Source organism: Flavobacterium esculini, assembly GCF_048284325.1.
Lineage (GTDB): Bacteria > Bacteroidota > Bacteroidia > Flavobacteriales > Flavobacteriaceae > Flavobacterium.
Genome location: NZ_JBLVPI010000017.1, coordinates 55,635 through 75,118, shown reverse-complemented (window position 1 = coordinate 75,118; position 19,484 = coordinate 55,635). Strand labels below are relative to the sequence as shown.

Genomic DNA, 19,484 nt, shown 5'->3' with positions numbered 1-19,484 from the left:
ATGCTTAGAAAAATAGGTATTGGAATAGGAGTTATTGCCGGAATATTTTTATTATTCAAATTTTGTGATTTTAAGAAAAACGATGATGAAGATATCAGTTACAACACCAATCTCATTCAGCAGCAAATTGTAAACGTAGGGAAACTTGTCGTTACAGAAGGACACTTCTCAGAGGTGATAACCTATAAAAATCAGCAAAAATATTTGTTGGATATGCTTTCTTTTGAAAAAAAAGCATTAGTTATTGTCAATGCCGATGTGACAGTTGCGTATGATTTACACAAAATGAAGTACGATATCGATGAAAAAAATAAAACCATTACGATTATTAGTATTCCAAAAGAAGAGATAAAAATAAGTCCAGATATTCAATTTTACGATGTCGAACAAAGCAAATTGAATCCGTTTACAGGAGATGATTACAACAAAATCAACAAATCAGTTAAAGCAAATCTAGCCAAGAAAATAGAAAAATCAACACTCAAAACGAATGCTCAAAATCGCTTAATTAGTGAATTGTCCAAAATATTGATTCTAACCAATACCATGGGTTGGAAATTGCAATATGAAGGAAAAGTAATTGAGAGCGAGAAAGATTTTGGACGGAAAATAAAACTTTAGATGAAATTCGTGTTTGGATTCGAGTTATATTTCTTTTCAAAATTTAATAACCGCAAATTCGCTAAATAATTTGCGAATTTGCGGTTGTTTTTTATTGTAATCCTATGATTCAAAGAATTATTTAATAAAATTTTACGCTTTATCCTTATCAAAAATCAAGTCTAAACCACCTGCAATCAAATGCGCTACTTCGGGTCTTTTTTCTTTTAAATTTTCAAGATAAGCTATAACTTCCTGTAACAGTTGCGGTTCGTTTCGGTCTCTCAAAAGTTCCGTGATTTCAACTGCTAACAACCAGTCATTTGGGTGATTGGTATGTAATTTATCAAAAATGGGCGCTAAAGAAGTTTGCATGTCTTTGGATTCTCGGATCATTCGAATCGTTTGATATAAAATCTCTAAATCATCACGTTCCGCGGTATGTTTCGCCTTGATGGTTTTACTTTTCGGTACATGCGAAATCAGATCAAAACTATTCACATCAGCAGGGCCTGAAAAAGCCGAAATCACCTTTTTTCCTATCGCCATATCGTAATTGCCCCATTCCGGTTGAAACAAAACAGTTTCTCTATGAGTTACGGTACAGTTTTTTAAACTGATTAAAATAATCTCGCCATGCAGGTTTCTGGAGCCAGTTATAATTTCTCCTTTTACCGTAATGTTACCTTCAAATTCTAAGGTTATACTTTTGTTTTCAGTGATAGAATAGGCACTTAAGTCTCTTGGACTCATGTCTTCAATTGCGAGATTTATACCTTTTAGTTTGCCAATAGGACTTCCAAAACCTTCGGGATGTTTAATTGTTCCATGGCCTACTAGTTCTTTTTCTCTATACGATAAGGCAGTTTTTCCTGTAGTTTGGATATAAACGGGTTTTCCTTCTTCTTCAATAACATTGGTAAACACACCCGAAATCTGAATTCCGGTACTCAGTTCAATAGTTCCTAGAGCATTGGAATGAATCAATTTATTAATTCCCGATAATCCTCCGGTACGCAATGCCATTTTATTGGCAAACTCTTCCAAAACCAAGCTTAAATACCCAAAATCTGGGGTGACGTAAAGTTGCGGTTGCAGTTTTGTAATGTCAAAACTCTGATTGGCTGCTGCTATATCGTAAGGGATTTTCTTCACATTATCAGTCATGCACCATGCACTTTCGCTAATAGAAGAAAGCAGTCCGGCGCCATAAATTTTCGGGTTGTCGAGAGTTCCTATCAAGCCATATTCTACGGTCCACCAATGTAGATTTCTAATTTGTGCCATCTCCGATAATTCACCCATATTGTTTTGCAAATCCTCCACCGCTTTTTCGGCAGCATCAATATCGGCTTGTGGTGTGTCTTCCGCCTCTTTCAAGATAGAAAGCAGTCGGATGGCTTCGTACATTTGGTAATCTTTATTGGAAGAAATCGCTTTGCAGCCTATTTCCCCAAAACGACGCAGGTATTCCGCATATTCCGGATTGGCAATAATGGGTGCGTGGCCTGCACCTTCGTGAATAATATCTGGTGCCGGCGTGTATTCTATATGTTCGAGTTGACGAATATCGGAAGCAATTACGAGTACATTATACGCTTGAAATTCCATGAAAGCATTTGGTGGAATAAATCCGTCCACCGCCACGGCAGCCCAACCTATTTCGGTCAGAATCCTATTCATGCCATACATGCTGGGAATGTGGTCAATTTCAATTCCTGTTTTTTTCAATCCTTCGAGGTACGAACTATGAGCCACTTTCGAAAGGTAATTCACATTTTTACGCATCACATATCGCCAAACCGCTTGATTTATAGGTGTGTAATCGCTATAGTCTTGAGGCTTAATAAATTGCTTTAAGTGCGTTGGCAATCGGTCTAATAACGGATTACTTTCAATAGTTGAGTTCATTTCGAAATCGTTGTAGTTACGTTGCAAAAGTACGAATTTAAGGAGCTATTTCCAGCTTTTCATTGCAAGTTTTTGCAAACTCGTTTGTTTTTCTAAAGTTGCTGCAAGAGCTTCCTCCGGTCGCTTTTCGGCAGCAAGAAAAACCAAAACGGCTTTCACAAAAAGCTTTTCATTGCAAACGAAGTTCACTGAACTCCAATAAAAATAAAAGTATAGTGAAGTAATCTAGGCTAGGGGAGTGGTGGTGTAATTTGAGATTAGGTTTGACTTAAGCTGACTTTCGCTTAGTTTGTCATTGCGAGGAATGACGCAATCACACAAAAATATCCAATGCAAACTCGACCCAGTTTTCTGTTTTTTAAATAAATTTTGTAGCTGTAAGGACAACAATAGAAACCACTATCGTAATCCAAGTAAATTTGGCTGGGTTGTATTTTTGTATAAATGCATTGTTGTTTAATGCTATTGTGATAGCTATAAAAAAAATTATGATGAAACCTGTAATAAATTTTGAAACCAAATCCACCTCTTTCGGATTGAGTTGATTTATTCTATAAGTATTAATTATCAATATAACAGTAAACATAATCCAAGTTATTATACTCATGATCCAGCCTTTTGTTAAGCTTTTAATTAAAAAAACTGCTGATAAAACTGATAAAAATGACATAAGTACTAATGTCAAATTTTTTCTTAAAGCTACTTCAATAATTGCATTATGATCCATCAATGGATTTTTCCATAAAACAAGGTAATAATCTTTGAATGTTAAATAGACCACAAACAATATAAAAAATCCAAGACAAATTTGAATACCTGACAAAATAAGTTCAAAGATTCTCCAATTATGTTTCATAGTGTCTTTTAAATTAAATACTTTATTTTTTTACTGTTGTTGGCACAGAATATAATCTTGCGCCATCGGTATTGTGGATTGATAGATGTTTTTTGGATTTATTACTTTACCAACTCAAACACCAACACCTGCGTTTTTTGCATTTCAGAAAAATTATTATCCGAAATAAAAATAATGGATTGGTGTCCGTTAGCCAATTTTGGTCCAAAAGTAAGTCCTTCGATATTGTCAATAAAAATCCCCAAATCATCCATGTTTAGAATCAGTTTTTTGGAAGCTAATTCAAAATTTTGGTTCTTTATTGAACCGTAGTTTTTAACATTAGTTGCTTTTTTCAAATCACAAAGATAAACTTTAATCGTGCAAGCTTGAGTACCCGCAGAATAAGAGCGTTCCACAACCAGCAACTGGTTTTTACCATAATATTGAATCGCTGAAACTCCATTTACGGCAAAAGCATCTTTTGGATTCGGTTCTAATGCAATAGGTTCTAATTTGTATGCATATTGAGCAGTGTTCTTTTTGGTTTTGGCATTAAATTGATACAATCTGATAAAAGCTCCTTTGCTGGTATTGGCTTGGTCACCGTCTTCAAATAATGGTTCCTCAATGTTGGTGTAAATGTTTTTGTGTTTTGTGTCAAAAGTTATTCCTTCTAAAGTTCCGTTATTTCTAGGGCCTTTTTCTGCTTTTTGCATTTCTAAATTCGTTGGCAATTTGGCTTTGCCAAGAAAATTACCTTTTAAATCTATAAAATTAATAGAAGGGTTTTGTAAAATTAATTTATCTGCGGTAATTACACGAGCGCCTTCGCTGCTCCAAACTAAGGAATTAGTTTTTGGATTGAATCGAATATCTTCAGGGTCGGTTGCTGTTGTTGGGCTAGTATTCCAGTTACCAAAATTTTTTCCAGTTTCATTTTTTAAAGTAGTGACGCTTTGAAAATGGATGCTTTCTAATTTATTTTCGACCAAACGAATTTTTGCAGTGTAAAATCGGGAATCGTTAAACACCGATCTGTCGTCGCATATGAGGTAATACAGGTCTTGTTTTGCATTATAATCGATTCCGGATAAACCACCAACCTTAGTATCTTGAAAAGTTTGATTAAAAGGAATTTCGAGCGAACTGATAAACTTTAAACTGGGAGTTGATTTGTTTTCAGCAGTTTGTTTTAAATTGGAACAAGAAAGGAGAATAGCTTGTAAAACAACGAGAATTGAAAATTTACGCATATTTTATTTAGTATAGTATTCGTGTGGTTTTTGAATTGTATTTTTGTTTCAAAGATACTGGTAATCGAAAAAAAGTTGATTGGTTAGTCTTTAATAATTCGTTAAGGATTTAGTTCTTTTTTGGCATTCCTGAAATACTCAATTTTATAATTGAACATTTCAGCCATATTCATAGCGCGAAGTTTAGCTTCTTCAGCTAATGGGCCAACAAATAAACTATCTGTAGTTTCAATGAAAATTTCCATCCAGCGTTCAAAGTGTTCTTTGGCAACCGGTAATTGTTTGTGGGGCGGAAATGGGCTGCCGGAATAAGAGTGAACTTCGAGTAAAATTGTTTGCCAGAAGCGATACATTTTTTCTAAATGTTCCGGCCATCGGTTGCTTATTTTTTCGTTGAATATTGGTCCAATAAATTTATCTTTTTGAACTTTGGAGTAGAAGGTGTCAACAAGTAATTTTATGTCTTCGAGAGTGGTAATATCCGTAAGTTGTGTCATGATTTTATATAAAAAAGCCTACGTAAAGGTAGGCCATTTATATCAAATAATAGTTTAAAGGTTCTTGCTACTTTTTAGATTAGTTGCTTGTCCACAATGTTACTTAACAACAAAAATAGCACTCAGATTATACACATTAAACGGATCAACACAAATTTTTTTGATTATTTTTATTTCAAATTGGTGCTAATTCGTGGCTATTTTTTTAAGGGTTATTTATACTAGGATTATTGTTACTGTTTACTATAAATCTGAAAACTGCTTACTTTTTAACAGGCGGGAATTGTTCTAAAATTTTTGCCACAAATTCATTGATTTGTTTTTCTTTTTCACTGCGGTTTTCAGTCAAATAACCTACACCTTCACCTTGCCAAACTAATTCTTTTTTCTTGGCATCGATTAAATCAATATACAATGTCCCTTCGGTTGATGACGAAACATAAGTGCTGCGGCCTCCCCATAAATAAGGATTCCATCCCCATCCCCAACCATAACCCCATCCGGCGTTGTATTGGTTTACATCAATTTTTTCTCTTTCTTTAGTTAGTATATTAATCAGCAAATCTGGATTTTCACTTTTGGTCATTCCTTTGTTGCTTAATTCCCGGTCTATGGCATTTAGTATTCTTTTCTTGTCTAATTCTGAAATTTCAACTTTATCAATTCCTTTTTTATGAAAAGCATACGTTTTGTATTGACTAAAATCTACATTGTTGTCATAATCTGAATACACTTTTACAGAACTGCAAGATGCAATTACGAAAAGTAGAAGTACGGGAAGGAGTTTAATTGCTTTCATGGTGTGATTATTTGATATCTATATGTTTACTAAAGATACGTTCAAATTTTTAAAAATCCAACAAATTGTCGGCTACTATATTAGGGATGGTTACTTTCAATAAAGGTTGCGTCTCCATCGCTCTTTTTATTGCAAATAATGCTCCATCGTTTCTAGCCCAACTTCTTCTGGAAATTCCGTTGTTGACATCCCAGAAAAGCATTGATGCTAAACGTCTTGAAGCTTCTTTTGAACCATCAAGAACCATACCAAATCCACCGTTAATTACCTCGCCCCAGCCTACACCGCCGCCATTGTGAATGGATACCCAGGTGGCTCCTCGAAAGCTGTCTCCAATGACGTTTTGTATCGCCATATCGGCGGTAAAACGGGAGCCGTCATAAACATTAGACGTTTCTCTGTAGGGTGAATCTGTGCCAGAGACATCATGGTGATCTCTGCCTAAAACTATAATTCCTATTTCGCCTTTGGCTATAGCCTGATTAAAAGCTTCAGCAATTTTTACACGTCCTTCGGCATCAGCATAAAGGATTCGGGCTTGTGAACCTACAACCAACTTGTTTTCTTGTGCACCTTTTATCCAGTGAATGTTGTCCTGCATTTGTTGCTGAATTTCCTCAGGAGCTGTTTTTGCCATTTCTTCCAGAACTTGACAGGCAATTTCATCTGTTTTGGCTAAATCTTCTGGTTTTCCCGAAGCACAAACCCATCGGAAAGGACCAAAACCGTAATCAAAACACATTGGTCCCATGATGTCCTGAACGTAGCTCGGATATCTGAAATCGATATGATTTTCCGCCATTACATCAGCACCTGCACGGGAAGCTTCCAGTAAAAATGCATTTCCATAATCAAAGAAATAGGTTCCTCTAGCAGTATGTTTATTGATAGCAGTAGTGTGTCTGCGTAATGTTTCCTGTACTTTTACTTTAAATAAATCAGGATTATTAGCCATCATTTCATTTGCTTGTTCAAAGGAAAGATCGGCAGGATAATAGCCTCCAGCCCAAGGATTATGTAAGGAAGTTTGATCGGATCCTAAATCGATATGGATTTTTTTCTCGTCAAATTTTTCCCAAACATCTACCACATTTCCAAGATAGCCGATAGAAACGGTTTCTTTATTGGCTTGCGCCAAAGCGACTCTTTTTACTAATTCATCTACATTTTCTACCACTTCATTAATCCAGCCCTGACTGTGGCGAATATGGGTGATTTTTGAGTTTACTTCGGCACAAACGGTAATGCAACCGGCAATATTTCCCGCTTTTGGTTGTGCACCACTCATCCCGCCCAATCCTGAGGTAACAAATAAACCAGCCTTTGGACTGCGTTTTATTTTACGAAAACCATTTAAAACGGTAATGGTTGTTCCGTGAACAATTCCTTGTGGACCAATGTACATATAGCTCCCGGCAGTCATTTGCCCGTATTGAGAAACGCCTAATGCATTCATTTTTTCCCAGTCATACGGCTTGGAATAATTAGGAATGACCATTCCATTTGTGACAACAACTCGTGGAGCTTCTTTATGCGAAGGAAACAATCCCATAGGATGGCCGGAATACATGGTCAATGTTTGCTCTTCAGTCATTTCCGACAAATAGTGCATTGTCAAAAGATACTGTGCCCAGTTTTGGAAAACAGCTCCATTCCCGCCATAGGTAATCAACTCATGCGGATGTTGTGCCACGGCGTAATCCAAATTATTTTGAATCATCAACATGATTGCTTTTGCCTGTTCGCATTTTCCCGGATATTCAGCAATAGATCGCGCATACATTTTGTAATCAGGACGAAAGCGGTACATGTAAATACGGCCATATGTTTCTAACTCTACTGAGAATTCTTTTACTAATTCAGCATGATGTTGAGGTTCAAAATAACGAAGGGCATTACGTAATGCTAGTTTTTTTTCTTCAGTAGAAAGGATTTCTTTGCGTTTTGGGGCGTGATTGATATCCGTTTCGTATGGTTTTATTTTTGGTAAAACCGATGGAATTCCTTGTTGAATTTGTTCTTGGAAAGTCATTTTTGATGTTATTCGTTAAATTTTTTATGTGTAATTTTAAAAGAAAAGGATTTCGACTGCGCTCGATAGGACACCATTTTAATTTTAAGAATACACTAAGGATAACGAATATCCGACCTATGGTAGGATTTATGAATTTTGATTCTATATTTCTGTAAACAAATATCCATTTAGTTTTTTGTTGATGTTTTTTGAAAACTGCATTCTCTTGATTCTACTATCTGTATCTGAATATTGACTACTTTTTATTTGTGCCTGTTTTTTTATCATAACCATAAGGGCAATGACGACAACCGCTTTTGCAACAATAGCCACGTTTTAAATGGTATTTTTCAGTGAAACATTTGTAACCTTCCGGCGTGAAATAGAAATCTTCTCCTTCTATTAATTTATTTTCATTACTTTGCTCATTCATAACTGGTATTATTCTATTGTAAAAGTGTTCGATTTGCTTTAATTTACAAAAGAACTCAATCGATTGAGTTTTTCATTAAATAGAGCCAATTTATCATTACAAATTTATAAATTTTATAGTGAATGTTTCTAATTGTTGCTAAATATTTAATTCCAAAAGGATATCGTGGATTGGCCGCATTTCCTTTTGTATTTGTAAAATACCGTATTGACATAGAAAACAAGGTTTTTGTTAATCATGAAAAAATACACTTGCGCCAACAATTAGAGCTCTTGGTGATTCCTTTTTTTATTTGGTATTTTATAGAATATTTTTTTCGTTTGATTCAATACAAGAAAGCTGATTTAGCTTATAGAAATATTAGTTTTGAAAGAGAAGCTTACGCCAATGAAAGGGATTTAGAGTATTTGAAAAGCAGGCCTTTTTTACAATTTTCAAAGTATCTTTTTTTTAGTCAGTAGCCACTTGTCAGATTATCGCTTTGATAATTTAAGAACATTTTTCCCTGTTTCTGTTTGAGAATCAAGAAATACAAATCACGAAGACTCCTAAGTTTTTTCTGTCTGATACATAAATTTTTTAATCAGATGTATTTTGTTTTATTTCATTTTTTTAATTGTAAGAAATTATATTATTAAAATAATAAAAGATGTATTTAAACGATTTTTTGTACTTTTTATCGGTATTTATAAAGGTTGTAACCTTGTTTTTTTCGTAACTTTAGATGAAATATTAAATAGTGGGTTTCATTTTCTGAAAATCGTGATTATAAATGCTACTTTAATTTTTTATTATTCCTAATAACTTCATCTTCTTTTATTTAAAGAAATTATTGTGTCTAATAAAATTTATCATTAAAAAACTTACAAATTAATTTAATTCATAAGCTTATGAACTCAAAATTACTAAAAAAAACACTTTTGATTGTTTCTGGAGTTTTATTTCAGAGCAATGTCAATGCGCAGATGTATGTAAGTTCTAATAGTTTTGTCTTTGCAAGTAATGAAGTTGTATATATTAAACAAGACTTGGAATTAAATGCAGCCAACAGTAATTTTTATTTAAGGAGAGATGCTCAATTATTACAAGGATCCACAGTAGCAGGAACTAATAAAGGGTTAGGAAACTTATCCGTTTTTCAAGAAGGAACTACAAACAATTTTCAATACAATTATTGGTGTTCACCGGTTGGAGGGAGTAGTGCTACTGTAGGAAATTCTCCTTTTGGGATAACCCAACTTAAAGATATTGTTGATTTGACAAACAGTAATAATCCAACTATTTTAGCAATCAATAATTATAATGGTACGGCAAGTCCATTTGCAATTGCCCCATATTGGATATATAAATTGTCAGCAACATCGGATTATTCAAATTGGATTCAAGTGGGTTCTGCTTCTAGCCTAAATGCAGGAGAAGGTTTTACGATGAAGGGAACTTCGGGAACTAATTTAACTACGGTAAATGGTGTTCAAAACAATCCGATAAGTCAGCAAAGATATGATTTTAGAGGAAAACCGAATGACGGAACAATTTCTATTCCAGTTGCATTTGAACAATATACATTAACTGGAAATCCTTATCCATCGGCAATAGATTTATCTGCTTTTTTAACCGATGCGACAAATTGTACTGGAATTGCATATTTCTGGGAACAAGATAAAACAGTGAACTCTCATTATATAGCAGATTATAAGGGGGGGTATGGAGCATTTTCCCCTGTTTCCAGACAGGGGTCAGGTATTTATGTTCCTGCAACATTCTATTCTTACGATGGTTCAGGAAATGAGGGAACAGTTACAGGTACAGGAGCAGTTTACGAAAGACGTTTTAGTCCTATTGGGCAGGGGTTTTTGATCGATGGTCTGGTTAACGGTACGGTTGAAATGAAAAATAGTTATCGAGTATTTGTTAAAGAAAATGCAGTAAATTATTCACAATTTAATAAAAATGGGAATAAAAGTAAAACGAAAAATTCTTCTTATTATTTGTCGGATATTCAATCAGTTTCGGGTTTAGACTATACTAAAGTGACTCTTTTGCCAACACCACAAATTAGATTCAATACCTTGATGAATAATCAAGGAGTACGCCAACTAGCGCTGGCATTTATTCCTGAAGCTACTGACGGTGTTGATCGTGCTATGGACGCTATGTCTTCAAGTGATGATTCTCCTGCAGATGTTTACTTTGTATTAGAGGATAACGAATATGTGATAGATGCGGTTAACTTTAATGTTGATAAAAAAATCCCTATTGGTTTTAGAAATGAGGATCAAGCCAATTATAAAATTACAGTAAAAGAAATTTTGAATTTTACAGAAGCTGAAAATGTTTACTTACATGATAAAGTGGCGGATAAATATTTTGATATTAAAAATAATTTCTATGAAATGACTCTTCCTGCTGGGGTCAACAAAACACAATTTGAAATTACGTTTAAAACTAATCTTTCTCTGGGAGTTAAAGATTTAGCAAGTGAAAGTTTTGTGGTTTATCAAAATAATTCCACTAAAAATCTAACAATCAATAATCCATTGTTAATGGATCTTGCTACTTGCAGTTTATATGATGTAGCCGGAAAATTAATTTTTAGTAAAAAAGATTTGGGAGTAAATGCCTCTTATAAATTTTCGACGTCGGGTCTTGGAGATGGAATTTATATAGTTAGGTTATCTACGAAAGACACTATTGAGGTTGGTAAAAAAATAATTATTAAAAGCTAAAACTCATTTGAAATGAAAACAATAAATGCAATCGGTTGAGGTTGCATTTTTATTATATATAAATTTTACCTTTGTAAAAAAATAACTCAGCTTGAATCAACAGTTAACACTATCATTTCCAAACTCAATTTCAGTGCATATTAAAAGGGAAGACTTAATTCATCCCTTTGTTTCAGGAAATAAGTTTAGAAAATTGAAATACAATTTGCTTCAGGCGAAAGAAGAAAACCAGGAAACAGTACTTACTTTTGGGGGCGCTTTTTCAAATCACATTGCAGCAGTAGCTTTTGCAGGAAAAGAAAAAGGATTTAAAACTATTGGGATTATTCGGGGTGATGAATTGGGAAGTAAAATCTCAGGAAATCCCACCTTGTTATTTGCTCAAAACTGCGGAATGCAATTGGAATTTATTTCGAGAGAAGCGTATCGCTTAAAAAACGAGATTTCATTTTTAGAAAATTTAAAACAAAAATTTGGCAGCTTTTATCTCATTCCAGAAGGCGGAACCAATGAATTAGCTATCAAGGGCTGTCAGGAAATTCTAACTAAAGACGATGCTGTGTTTGATTACATTTGTTGTTCAGTAGGAACAGGTGGCACTATTTCGGGAATTATAAACAGTGTTTTATCCCATCAAAAAGTTTTAGGTTTTCCCGCTTTAAAAGGTGATTTTTTAAAAGAGGAAATTCGTAATTTTGCACAAAATGAGAATTGGGAATTAATTACTGATTACCATTTTGGAGGGTACGGAAAAGTAAATAACGAATTAATCGGGTTCATTAATCAGTTTTATGAAGATAATCAAATTCCTTTGGATCCTATTTATACAGGAAAGATGGTTTTTGGCGTTATAGATTTGATACATAAGAACTATTTTCCGGATCAATCAAAAATCTTATTAATTCATACCGGAGGAATTCAGGGAATTCAGGGAATGAATATAAAATTAAGAAACAAACAATTACCAATAATCAATGTCAATGTTTAAAAAAATTCTGCTGATTCTCACAATACTAACTTTGATAGGTTGTAAAGCTACAAAGCCAGTTATTGTAACTACGAAAAAAGTTGCTTTAAAACCAAAATCAGAAGTTGTTACCACTGTTAAAAAACCGAATGTCCCAAAATCAATTATTACAAAACCCGTAAAAAAAGAACCAACGATTAGTGAAACGGAAGTAATTGTTTCTACTTCAAAAACGGTAGTCACGAATGCTGTTGTGAAAGCTTATATTTCTCAATTTAAAGAAATTGCAATGGGAAATATGAAGAGTTTTGGTATACCTGCAAGTATTATTTTGGCTCAAGGAATTTTAGAATCTGGTGCCGGAGTGGGGGATTTGGCTATAAGTGCCAATAATCATTTTGGTATAAAATGTCATGAAGGCTGGACTGGAGAGAGTGTGCGGCATGATGATGATTCTGATCAGGAATGCTTCAGAAAATACAATAATCCATCGGAATCGTTTAAAGATCATGCTATATTTCTTACCGGTAGAAGCAGGTATTCTAAATTATTTGCATTGCCAAAAGGAGATTATAAGGCGTGGGCCAGAGGATTAAGAACGGCTGGTTATGCAACTGATCCAAGATATCCTGATAAATTGATTTCCTATATTGAACGCTATAATTTGCATCAATATGACAGCCAGGTTTTAGATGTGAATTATGTGTCGAATGAAAAACAATTGGTCGAAGAATTGACAGTAGAAACTAAAAAATCAAAAAGCCAAGATGTAGCTTTATATGAAGTTCAAAAAGGAGACACTTTTTATTCGATTTCGAAGAAATTCAACCTGATGGTGGATGAATTAAAGCGGATCAATAATCTTTCGAATAATATACTTTCTATTGGGCAAAAACTGATAGTGAAATAATTAAAAAATAACCATAACTCATAATTTATTAAATGTTATATAAAAGAAGCAGTCAGCTTTTTGCTGAAGCAGAAAAAGTAATTCCAGGAGGTGTAAATTCGCCAGTAAGAGCCTTTAAAGCGGTAGGTGGAACTCCAATTTTTGTCAAAAGTGCCAAAGGTGCCTATTTGTATGATGAAGATGGTAACCGTTTAATCGATTATATCAATTCATGGGGGCCTATGATTTTAGGTCATGCTTTTGAACCGGTTGTACAAGCCGTGATTGAGAAAGCTAAATTGGGAACTTCTTTTGGAATGCCAACAGAATTAGAAACTCAAATTGCAGCTTTGGCTGTTTCCATGGTTCCGAATATCGATAAAATCAGATTTGTAAATTCAGGAACCGAAGCTTGTATGAGTGCGGTAAGATTAGCCCGTGGATTTACCAAAAGAGATAAAATAATAAAATTTGCAGGTTGTTATCACGGTCATTCTGATTCGTTTTTGATTCAGGCCGGAAGTGGTGCCATTACTTTTGGTTCACCAAATAGTCCTGGAGTAACCGCAGGAACTGCCAAAGATACTTTGCTGGCACGATACAATGATTTAGAGAATGTGAAGGCTTTAATTGAAGCTAATAAAAATGAAATTGCAGCAATAATCGTTGAGCCAGTTGCAGGAAACATGGGTTGTATTCCTCCAAACAAAGGTTTTCTGGAAGGATTACGCAACTTGTGTACAGACAATGGAATTCTATTGATTTTTGATGAGGTAATGACGGGATTCAGACTTGCCAGAGGCGGTGTTCAGGAATTATTCAATATAACTGCTGATATAGTTTGCTTCGGAAAAGTAATAGGCGGCGGTTTGCCAGTTGGAGCTTTTGCTGCCCGTGAAGAAATTATGAATTATCTGGCGCCATTAGGTCCTGTTTATCAAGCAGGAACTTTATCAGGAAATCCGTTAGCAATGGCTGCTGGATTAGCGATGTTAGAAGCGTTAGATAATGATCGTGCTATTTTTCAAAGATTAGAAGAAAAAACAGCGTATTTAGCTGCAGGAATGGAAAAAGTTTTGAAAGCAAATAATGTTGCTTTTACAATCAATAGCATTGGATCTATGATTTCAGTACATTTTGACGCTGCTCCAGTTGTAGATTTTCAAACTGCCGCCAAAGGAGATAATGAAACTTTCAAGAAATTCTTTCATGGATTATTACAAGAAGGAATTTACATTGCTCCATCCGCTTACGAAACCTGGTTCATTACGGATGCATTAACATACGATGATTTAGATTTTACAATTCAAGCTGTAGATAAAGTTTCTAAAACTTTTTAATTATAAAAAAAAACTTCCGGCGAAACCGGAAGTTTTTTTATTCTTATTTTCGATCACCGCCTCTTCGATCACCTCTTCTTTCTTGTTGTTTTTCTTTTTCTGCATTCCATTTTTCAAATTGTTCCGCTGATAAGATGCTTTTCATTTTACTTTTCATTGCAATTTGCTCATCCATCATTTTACTTTTCATATCAAAACGCTCGTCAGTATTTTTTTCCTGATTTGCTTTTCGTTCCGCTCTCATGGCTTCTCTTTTGGCGCTTTGTTCAGCAATAACCTGTTTCATTTGCTCTTGCTGTTTTGCATTCAAATCAAGGTCTAATGTCATTTTTTTTAACATTAATTCATTGCGTTGTTCAGGAGTTAATTTTTCCATATCAGCTCTTGCTGGTCTTTCTTTTCTGTCTTGAGCAAAACTGGTCATTCCAACAACTAATAATGCAGCAATAATTAATTTTTTCATTTGTTTTGTTTTTAAGTTATAATTATAAGACAGTGATAGAGACCAAAGGTTTAATCTGTTAGCAAAAGTTTATTTTTTATTCCTAGTTGTTTAAAAAAAAAATGATAGTTTAGTATGATTGGCCATAACGTATTGATTTTAAAACAGTCTCAAAAGGGCTTTGAAAACTAAGGTATTTGATAAAGTAGAATAGCGTATGATATTTATCAGTTTTTATTCGGTTTTGTTTCTCGAGTTTTGTGGTTTATTTATTAAATCATTTAGGCATGAAAACAATTAAACCACTTCATACATTTCATATTCCGGTTATGGGGCTTGCATATACAATTGATAGCCCGATACGAGTGGCGAAGTATGGAATATCGTCCGTAATTTCAATTATGGATGATGAACTTATCGAAAAAATGAATGCATTTTACAGTAAGAAATTTGATCTTCCTTACCAAGAAATCACTCAAAAAAATCATGATTATCGGGCAGAACGCATTACTTCTTATTTGAATTTGGTTGACAAAATCGTAAAAGAAAAATTTGAAAATTTTAAAACGGAGTTGTCCGAGAGCAAATTGGCATTGGAAAATTACATGGCAATGGTGCCTAATAAATCGGAGATTAAATTAGGCTTGCAAAATTTGTTAGAAGACGGTTTTACTTTCAAAGAAAGTATCAAAAATTATCTGGAGAATAATCTTTATCCGGGTACTATTGATGTGAACATAATGACCAAACTCGATAAGGATAATTTCAATAAAGACGAACAATTACCAATTGCTTTCAATGATGCACATGCTGCCCTTCGAGGCTTTGCCAATAGCACATTAGAATCATCAGTTGTTTTGTCCGCGGGAATGAATCCAAGACTGTACAGTTATTTTGAAAATTTCACGGCTTTCTTTCCCGATTTGAATAATAACCTTAAAAAGAAAATCACACTAAAAGTAAGTGATTTTCGTTCGGCGATGATTCAAGGAAATTTTTTAGCCAAAAAAGGACTTTGGGTTTCTGAATACCGAATAGAATCCGGATTAAATTGTGGCGGACATGCTTTTGCAACCGAAGGGTATTTGTTGGGACCCATTTTAGAAGAATTCAAACAGAAAAAGGGCCAATTGATTCAATCTGCCCATGATTTGATGGTGAAAGCTTTGGGACAAAAAGAAATGCATGTTCCAGAACAACCATTGGATTTAAAAATCACGGTTCAAGGTGGCGTAGGAACTGCTGAAGAACATGATTTTCTATTGGACCATTATAAAGTTGATGCTGTTGGTTGGGGTTCCCCGTTTTTATTGGTTCCTGAAGCGACTTCGGTAGATAAACACACCCGAGCATTATTGGCTGGAGCCAAAGAAGAAGATTTGTATTTAAGTCATATTTCGCCGTTGGGAATTCCTTTTAATACGTTGCGCGGAACGACTAATGAAAAATTAAAACTGAAACGTATCGAGGAAAGTAAAGCGGGAAGTTCATGTCCAAAACGATTTTTGGCGTTAAGCAAAGAATATGATGTAAAAGGAATTTGTACTTCTTCCAAAAAATACCAAGATTTAAAACTGGAAGAATTATTACAACAAAAAGATGTTTTATCTGCGGAAATTTTCGAAAAAAAGAAAAACAACATCACTGAAAAAGCCTGTCTTTGCGTAGGTTTGGCTAATGCTTCTTATCTTGAAAATGACATTAAAATTAAAGGGCAGGCACAAGGCGTTATCATTTGTCCCGGACCAAATATGGCTTATTTTGACCAAGAAGTTTCCCTTTCTAGAATGGTGCAACATATTTATGGAAACGTTTCCGTAGTAACGGTTACGAATCGTCCGAATCTCTTTGTCAAAGAATTAAAAATGTATTTGGATTATTTGAAAAATGAAATCACAGCAGTTTCGGATGAAATTACTGCGGCACAAATAAAAAAATGGCATTCATTCCAAAAGAATTTGATGGAAGGAATTGCATATTATGAAGATTTATTCTTAGCAACACCTTTTTTCGAAAGCACTAAAAAAGAGATTCTAAATCAATTTAATTCCTATAAAACGGAATTGATTGAAATTGAAATTCCAGAGTTAGTTCTGGTTTAATACTAAAAAGGCTTGAAATTTTCCACTGCCCCCAAAAAGTTAGACGCTATTTGAGGGCAGTCTTTTTTCAAGCCTTTTTTATTATTTTCTATAGCCGGAAAAATGATAAAATGAAATAAAAAATGGTCTTTTAATTTTCAAATTATATTTACTTTAAAGAATTATAATCTACCTTTGCCCCGTGAAAAAAATAGCATTCATAATAGTATTGTTTATGTTTCTAAAGCCACTATTCCCGGTTTTAGAATATGCTGTTAATTATGAATATATTTCAAAAGTACTGTGTGTTAATAAAGCAAAACCGATGATTCATTGTAATGGAAAGTGCCATTTGATGAAAGAATTAGCCAAAGCACAAGAAGAAAAGCAAACATCTTCTAACAAAAAAAATACAACATTTGATACCGTTGATTTAATCTTGGACATCAAAAACGACTTCTCCTTATTCGTTTATAACGGAAATGCCAAAACAACAATACATTCAAAATATAATAATTTATATTCCCACCTGAATTTATATTCTATTTTTCATCCGCCCATTTTTATTTCCTAAAATTTTAGCTAAAACACTTTTATGCATGCTTTTTCATTTGACAAATCTCATTTGAAAGTAGTTTGTATGCGCATTTATTTTAAAACAAAACAAAGAAATTTACAATCATAAAAATGAAAAATTTACTGAATAAAGCAATAGCTATTATTGCATTAAGCACTGTATTAACAAGCTGCACTAATAATGATGAGGTAATCTCCGGAACAGGAAACTTAGGCGTTGAATTCGATAATTCTTTTGGTTCAAATGACTTGATTTTAAAAACGCAAGCCAATACAACTTCCAACGGGGAAGTGTTGAAAATCAATACCGTTAAATACATTATCAGCAACATCGTCTTGACAAAAGAGGATGGAACTACTTTTACCTATCCCAAAAGCGAAAGCTATTTTATTGTTGATGAAGCTACGGAAGCCAGTCACTTATTGGAATTAACGAATGTTCCTGCGGCAAATTATACCAAAGTAAAATTTGGAATAGGAGTTGACAAAGCGCAATGGGAATTGGGCGCAACGGGTCAGGGAAATTTTATGGCTACAGCTCAAGCTGCCGATATGTTGTGGAGTTGGTCTGCGGGCTATAAATTCCTTGCTTTCGAAGGTGCATTTACGTCCCCAACAGTGGCTAACAGCACGTCGTTTATGGTTCATACAGGGCAAACGGGAACAAATTACAACTATACCGAAGTAACACTTGATTTGCCTACAAAAGCGATGGTACGTACAACTATCGCTCCAGAAATTCATGTTGTAGCCGATGTGTCTAAAATTATTGACGGAACAAACAAAATCAAATTGTCTGACAATAACATGGGCGGAATGGGAGCCATGATTATGGGCGGAACAAATTTGCCTTTAATCACAGCAAACTTAAACGGAATGTTTACGGTAGCCCACGTTCATAACGATTAATTCGTACTGAATTAGAAGCTATTTCCTGCTATACATTGCAAGTCCTCGCTAAAAAATGTGGTTTTCTAAGCTGGGAAAAGAGCTTCCTTTGGTCGCTTTTTTCCAGCAAGAAAAACTACATTTTTCTGCTGCGGGCTTTCCATTACTATCAGGGCTAAAAAACGTGAAGATGTACAAATTAATAGTGTTATTTTTCTTTTTGATTTTGCTTTCCAGTTGTTCGGATCAAGATGATGTTTATGTCAATAAACGGTTAGATTTCGAAGTGCCGTCTAATTTTCCGGATTTGGCTTATAATATTGCACTGAATCCGCCAACAGAGAAAGGATTTGAACTGGGAAAAAAGTTGTTCTACGACGGAAGATTATCTTCGGATGGTCTTATTTCTTGTGGTTTTTGTCACATTCAGGAAAAGGCATTTACACATCACGGACATACTTTCAGTCACGGAGTTGGAGATAATATAGGAACCAGAAACACGCCCCCAATTCAGAATCTAGGCTATCAAACGGCATTTATGTATGATGGGGCAACAACGCATCTGGATTTACAACCTATTATTCCGTTGACAAGTGCCATTGAAATGAATGGAAGCCTGACGGCAATTGTTGCCATGATGAAAGCGGATAAAACCTATCAAAAGCTTTTTCAACAAGCATTTACTGATGGAGCCATAAATACCGAAAACATGTTGAAAGCACTTTCCCAATTCATGTTGATGGTGACGTCATCCAATTCAAAATTTGATAAATACCGACGTAATGAAACGGGCGGTACTTTAACGTCGGAGGAATTTTCGGGTTATGCACTTTTCAATACAAAGTGTGTTTCGTGTCACGCCACAGATTTGATGACCGATAATTCCTATCGTAATAATGGCTTGGTAGACAATCCGCAAATAAATGATGTGGGAAGATTTCGTGTGACGCAAGTGGCAACAGATTATTCTAAATTCAAAGTGCCCAGTTTGCGAAATGTTGAAAAAACGGCGCCTTATATGCACGATGGAAGATTCGGTACATTAGAATCTGTTTTGAATCATTATGCTTCCGGAGTTGTAAATGGAGCCACTTTAGACCCAATTTTAAATCAAAACGGAAATTTAGGAATTCCGCTTTCTGATACTGAAAAAGCACAATTAATTGCCTTCCTAAAAACACTAACCGATAATCAATATCTCACCGATAAGCGATTCTCAGAATATTAAAA

At 34.5% G+C, this 19,484-nt stretch carries 19 protein-coding genes; 10 read left to right on the top strand and 9 right to left on the bottom strand.

Going from position 1 to position 19,484, the window contains the following annotated elements; translation table 11 throughout:
• On the top strand, positions 1-621 hold the full coding sequence (locus tag ACNQGG_RS14445) for a DUF4230 domain-containing protein (protein WP_417965106.1): 621 nt from the start codon (positions 1-3) through the stop codon (positions 619-621).
• A gap of 132 nt (positions 622-753) precedes the next feature.
• Here ACNQGG_RS14445 and ACNQGG_RS14440 read toward each other — a convergent pair whose 3' ends face one another.
• The 8 genes from ACNQGG_RS14440 to ACNQGG_RS14405 form a co-directional block, all read right to left on the bottom strand.
• Positions 754-2,511 carry an aromatic amino acid hydroxylase gene (locus ACNQGG_RS14440; protein ID WP_417965104.1) on the bottom strand — a complete coding sequence of 586 codons (1,758 nt, stop codon included), beginning with the start codon at positions 2,509-2,511 and terminating at the stop codon, positions 754-756.
• Positions 2,512-2,556: 45 nt separating this feature from the next.
• Complete coding sequence (locus ACNQGG_RS14435) at positions 2,557-2,700, bottom strand: hypothetical protein (protein WP_417965102.1); 144 nt, start codon at positions 2,698-2,700, stop codon at positions 2,557-2,559.
• A gap of 169 nt (positions 2,701-2,869) precedes the next feature.
• On the bottom strand, positions 2,870-3,367 hold the full coding sequence (locus ACNQGG_RS14430) for a hypothetical protein (protein WP_417965100.1): 498 nt from the start codon (positions 3,365-3,367) through the stop codon (positions 2,870-2,872).
• Positions 3,368-3,468: 101 nt separating this feature from the next.
• On the bottom strand, positions 3,469-4,602 hold the full coding sequence (locus tag ACNQGG_RS14425; protein WP_417965098.1) for an esterase-like activity of phytase family protein: 1,134 nt from the start codon (positions 4,600-4,602) through the stop codon (positions 3,469-3,471).
• Positions 4,603-4,703: 101 nt separating this feature from the next.
• Complete coding sequence (locus ACNQGG_RS14420; protein ID WP_417965096.1) at positions 4,704-5,099, bottom strand: group III truncated hemoglobin; 396 nt, start codon at positions 5,097-5,099, stop codon at positions 4,704-4,706.
• 262 nt (positions 5,100-5,361) lie between these two features.
• On the bottom strand, positions 5,362-5,898 hold the full coding sequence (locus ACNQGG_RS14415) for a DUF4136 domain-containing protein (protein ID WP_416856981.1): 537 nt from the start codon (positions 5,896-5,898) through the stop codon (positions 5,362-5,364).
• A gap of 49 nt (positions 5,899-5,947) precedes the next feature.
• On the bottom strand, positions 5,948-7,930 hold the full coding sequence (locus ACNQGG_RS14410; protein WP_417965093.1) for a urocanate hydratase: 1,983 nt from the start codon (positions 7,928-7,930) through the stop codon (positions 5,948-5,950).
• Between the two features lie 238 nt (positions 7,931-8,168).
• Positions 8,169-8,345 (bottom strand): DUF5522 domain-containing protein, encoded by a 177-nt coding sequence (locus ACNQGG_RS14405; protein ID WP_417965091.1) that lies wholly within the window; start codon positions 8,343-8,345, stop codon positions 8,169-8,171.
• 122 nt (positions 8,346-8,467) lie between these two features.
• On the opposite strand from ACNQGG_RS14405, the gene ACNQGG_RS14400 reads away from it, so the two are divergent.
• The 5 genes from ACNQGG_RS14400 to hemL all read left to right on the top strand — a co-directional run bounded on the left by ACNQGG_RS14400 (position 8,468) and on the right by hemL (position 14,267).
• Positions 8,468-8,806: a hypothetical protein gene (locus ACNQGG_RS14400; protein WP_417965089.1), complete on the top strand. Its 339-nt coding sequence runs from the start codon at positions 8,468-8,470 to the stop codon at positions 8,804-8,806.
• A gap of 429 nt (positions 8,807-9,235) precedes the next feature.
• Positions 9,236-11,071 (top strand): T9SS type A sorting domain-containing protein, encoded by a 1,836-nt coding sequence (locus ACNQGG_RS14395; protein ID WP_417965087.1) that lies wholly within the window; start codon positions 9,236-9,238, stop codon positions 11,069-11,071.
• Between the two features lie 133 nt (positions 11,072-11,204).
• Entirely contained in the window at positions 11,205-12,059 is an 855-nt protein-coding gene (locus ACNQGG_RS14390) for a 1-aminocyclopropane-1-carboxylate deaminase/D-cysteine desulfhydrase (RefSeq protein WP_417965085.1), read from the top strand.
• Complete coding sequence (locus tag ACNQGG_RS14385) at positions 12,052-12,948, top strand: glucosaminidase domain-containing protein (RefSeq protein WP_417965083.1); 897 nt, start codon at positions 12,052-12,054, stop codon at positions 12,946-12,948. Before ACNQGG_RS14390 ends, ACNQGG_RS14385 begins: the two co-directional genes overlap by 8 nt.
• 32 nt (positions 12,949-12,980) lie before the next feature.
• Complete coding sequence (gene hemL / locus ACNQGG_RS14380; protein ID WP_417965081.1) at positions 12,981-14,267, top strand: glutamate-1-semialdehyde 2,1-aminomutase; 1,287 nt, start codon at positions 12,981-12,983, stop codon at positions 14,265-14,267.
• Positions 14,268-14,310: 43 nt separating this feature from the next.
• Here the strand turns inward: hemL and ACNQGG_RS14375 are convergent, their stop codons facing one another.
• A complete protein-coding gene (locus ACNQGG_RS14375; RefSeq protein WP_417965079.1) occupies positions 14,311-14,730 on the bottom strand; it encodes a hypothetical protein in 420 nt (139 codons plus the stop codon).
• Between the two features lie 266 nt (positions 14,731-14,996).
• Between ACNQGG_RS14375 and ACNQGG_RS14370 the strand changes: the two genes are divergently transcribed.
• The 4 genes from ACNQGG_RS14370 (at position 14,997) to ACNQGG_RS14355 (ending at position 19,482) form a co-directional block, all read left to right on the top strand.
• Positions 14,997-16,811 carry a hypothetical protein gene (locus tag ACNQGG_RS14370; protein WP_417965077.1) on the top strand — a complete coding sequence of 605 codons (1,815 nt, stop codon included), beginning with the start codon at positions 14,997-14,999 and terminating at the stop codon, positions 16,809-16,811.
• Between the two features lie 214 nt (positions 16,812-17,025).
• The gene (locus ACNQGG_RS14365; protein WP_417965075.1) at positions 17,026-17,364 is read left to right on the top strand and encodes a hypothetical protein; all 339 of its coding nucleotides are present in this window, start codon (positions 17,026-17,028) and stop codon (positions 17,362-17,364) included.
• Between the two features lie 113 nt (positions 17,365-17,477).
• Positions 17,478-18,275 carry an MbnP family protein gene (locus ACNQGG_RS14360; protein ID WP_417965073.1) on the top strand — a complete coding sequence of 266 codons (798 nt, stop codon included), beginning with the start codon at positions 17,478-17,480 and terminating at the stop codon, positions 18,273-18,275.
• A gap of 169 nt (positions 18,276-18,444) precedes the next feature.
• Positions 18,445-19,482 (top strand): cytochrome-c peroxidase, encoded by a 1,038-nt coding sequence (locus tag ACNQGG_RS14355; protein WP_417965071.1) that lies wholly within the window; start codon positions 18,445-18,447, stop codon positions 19,480-19,482.
• The last annotated feature ends 2 nt before the right edge of the window (positions 19,483-19,484 follow it).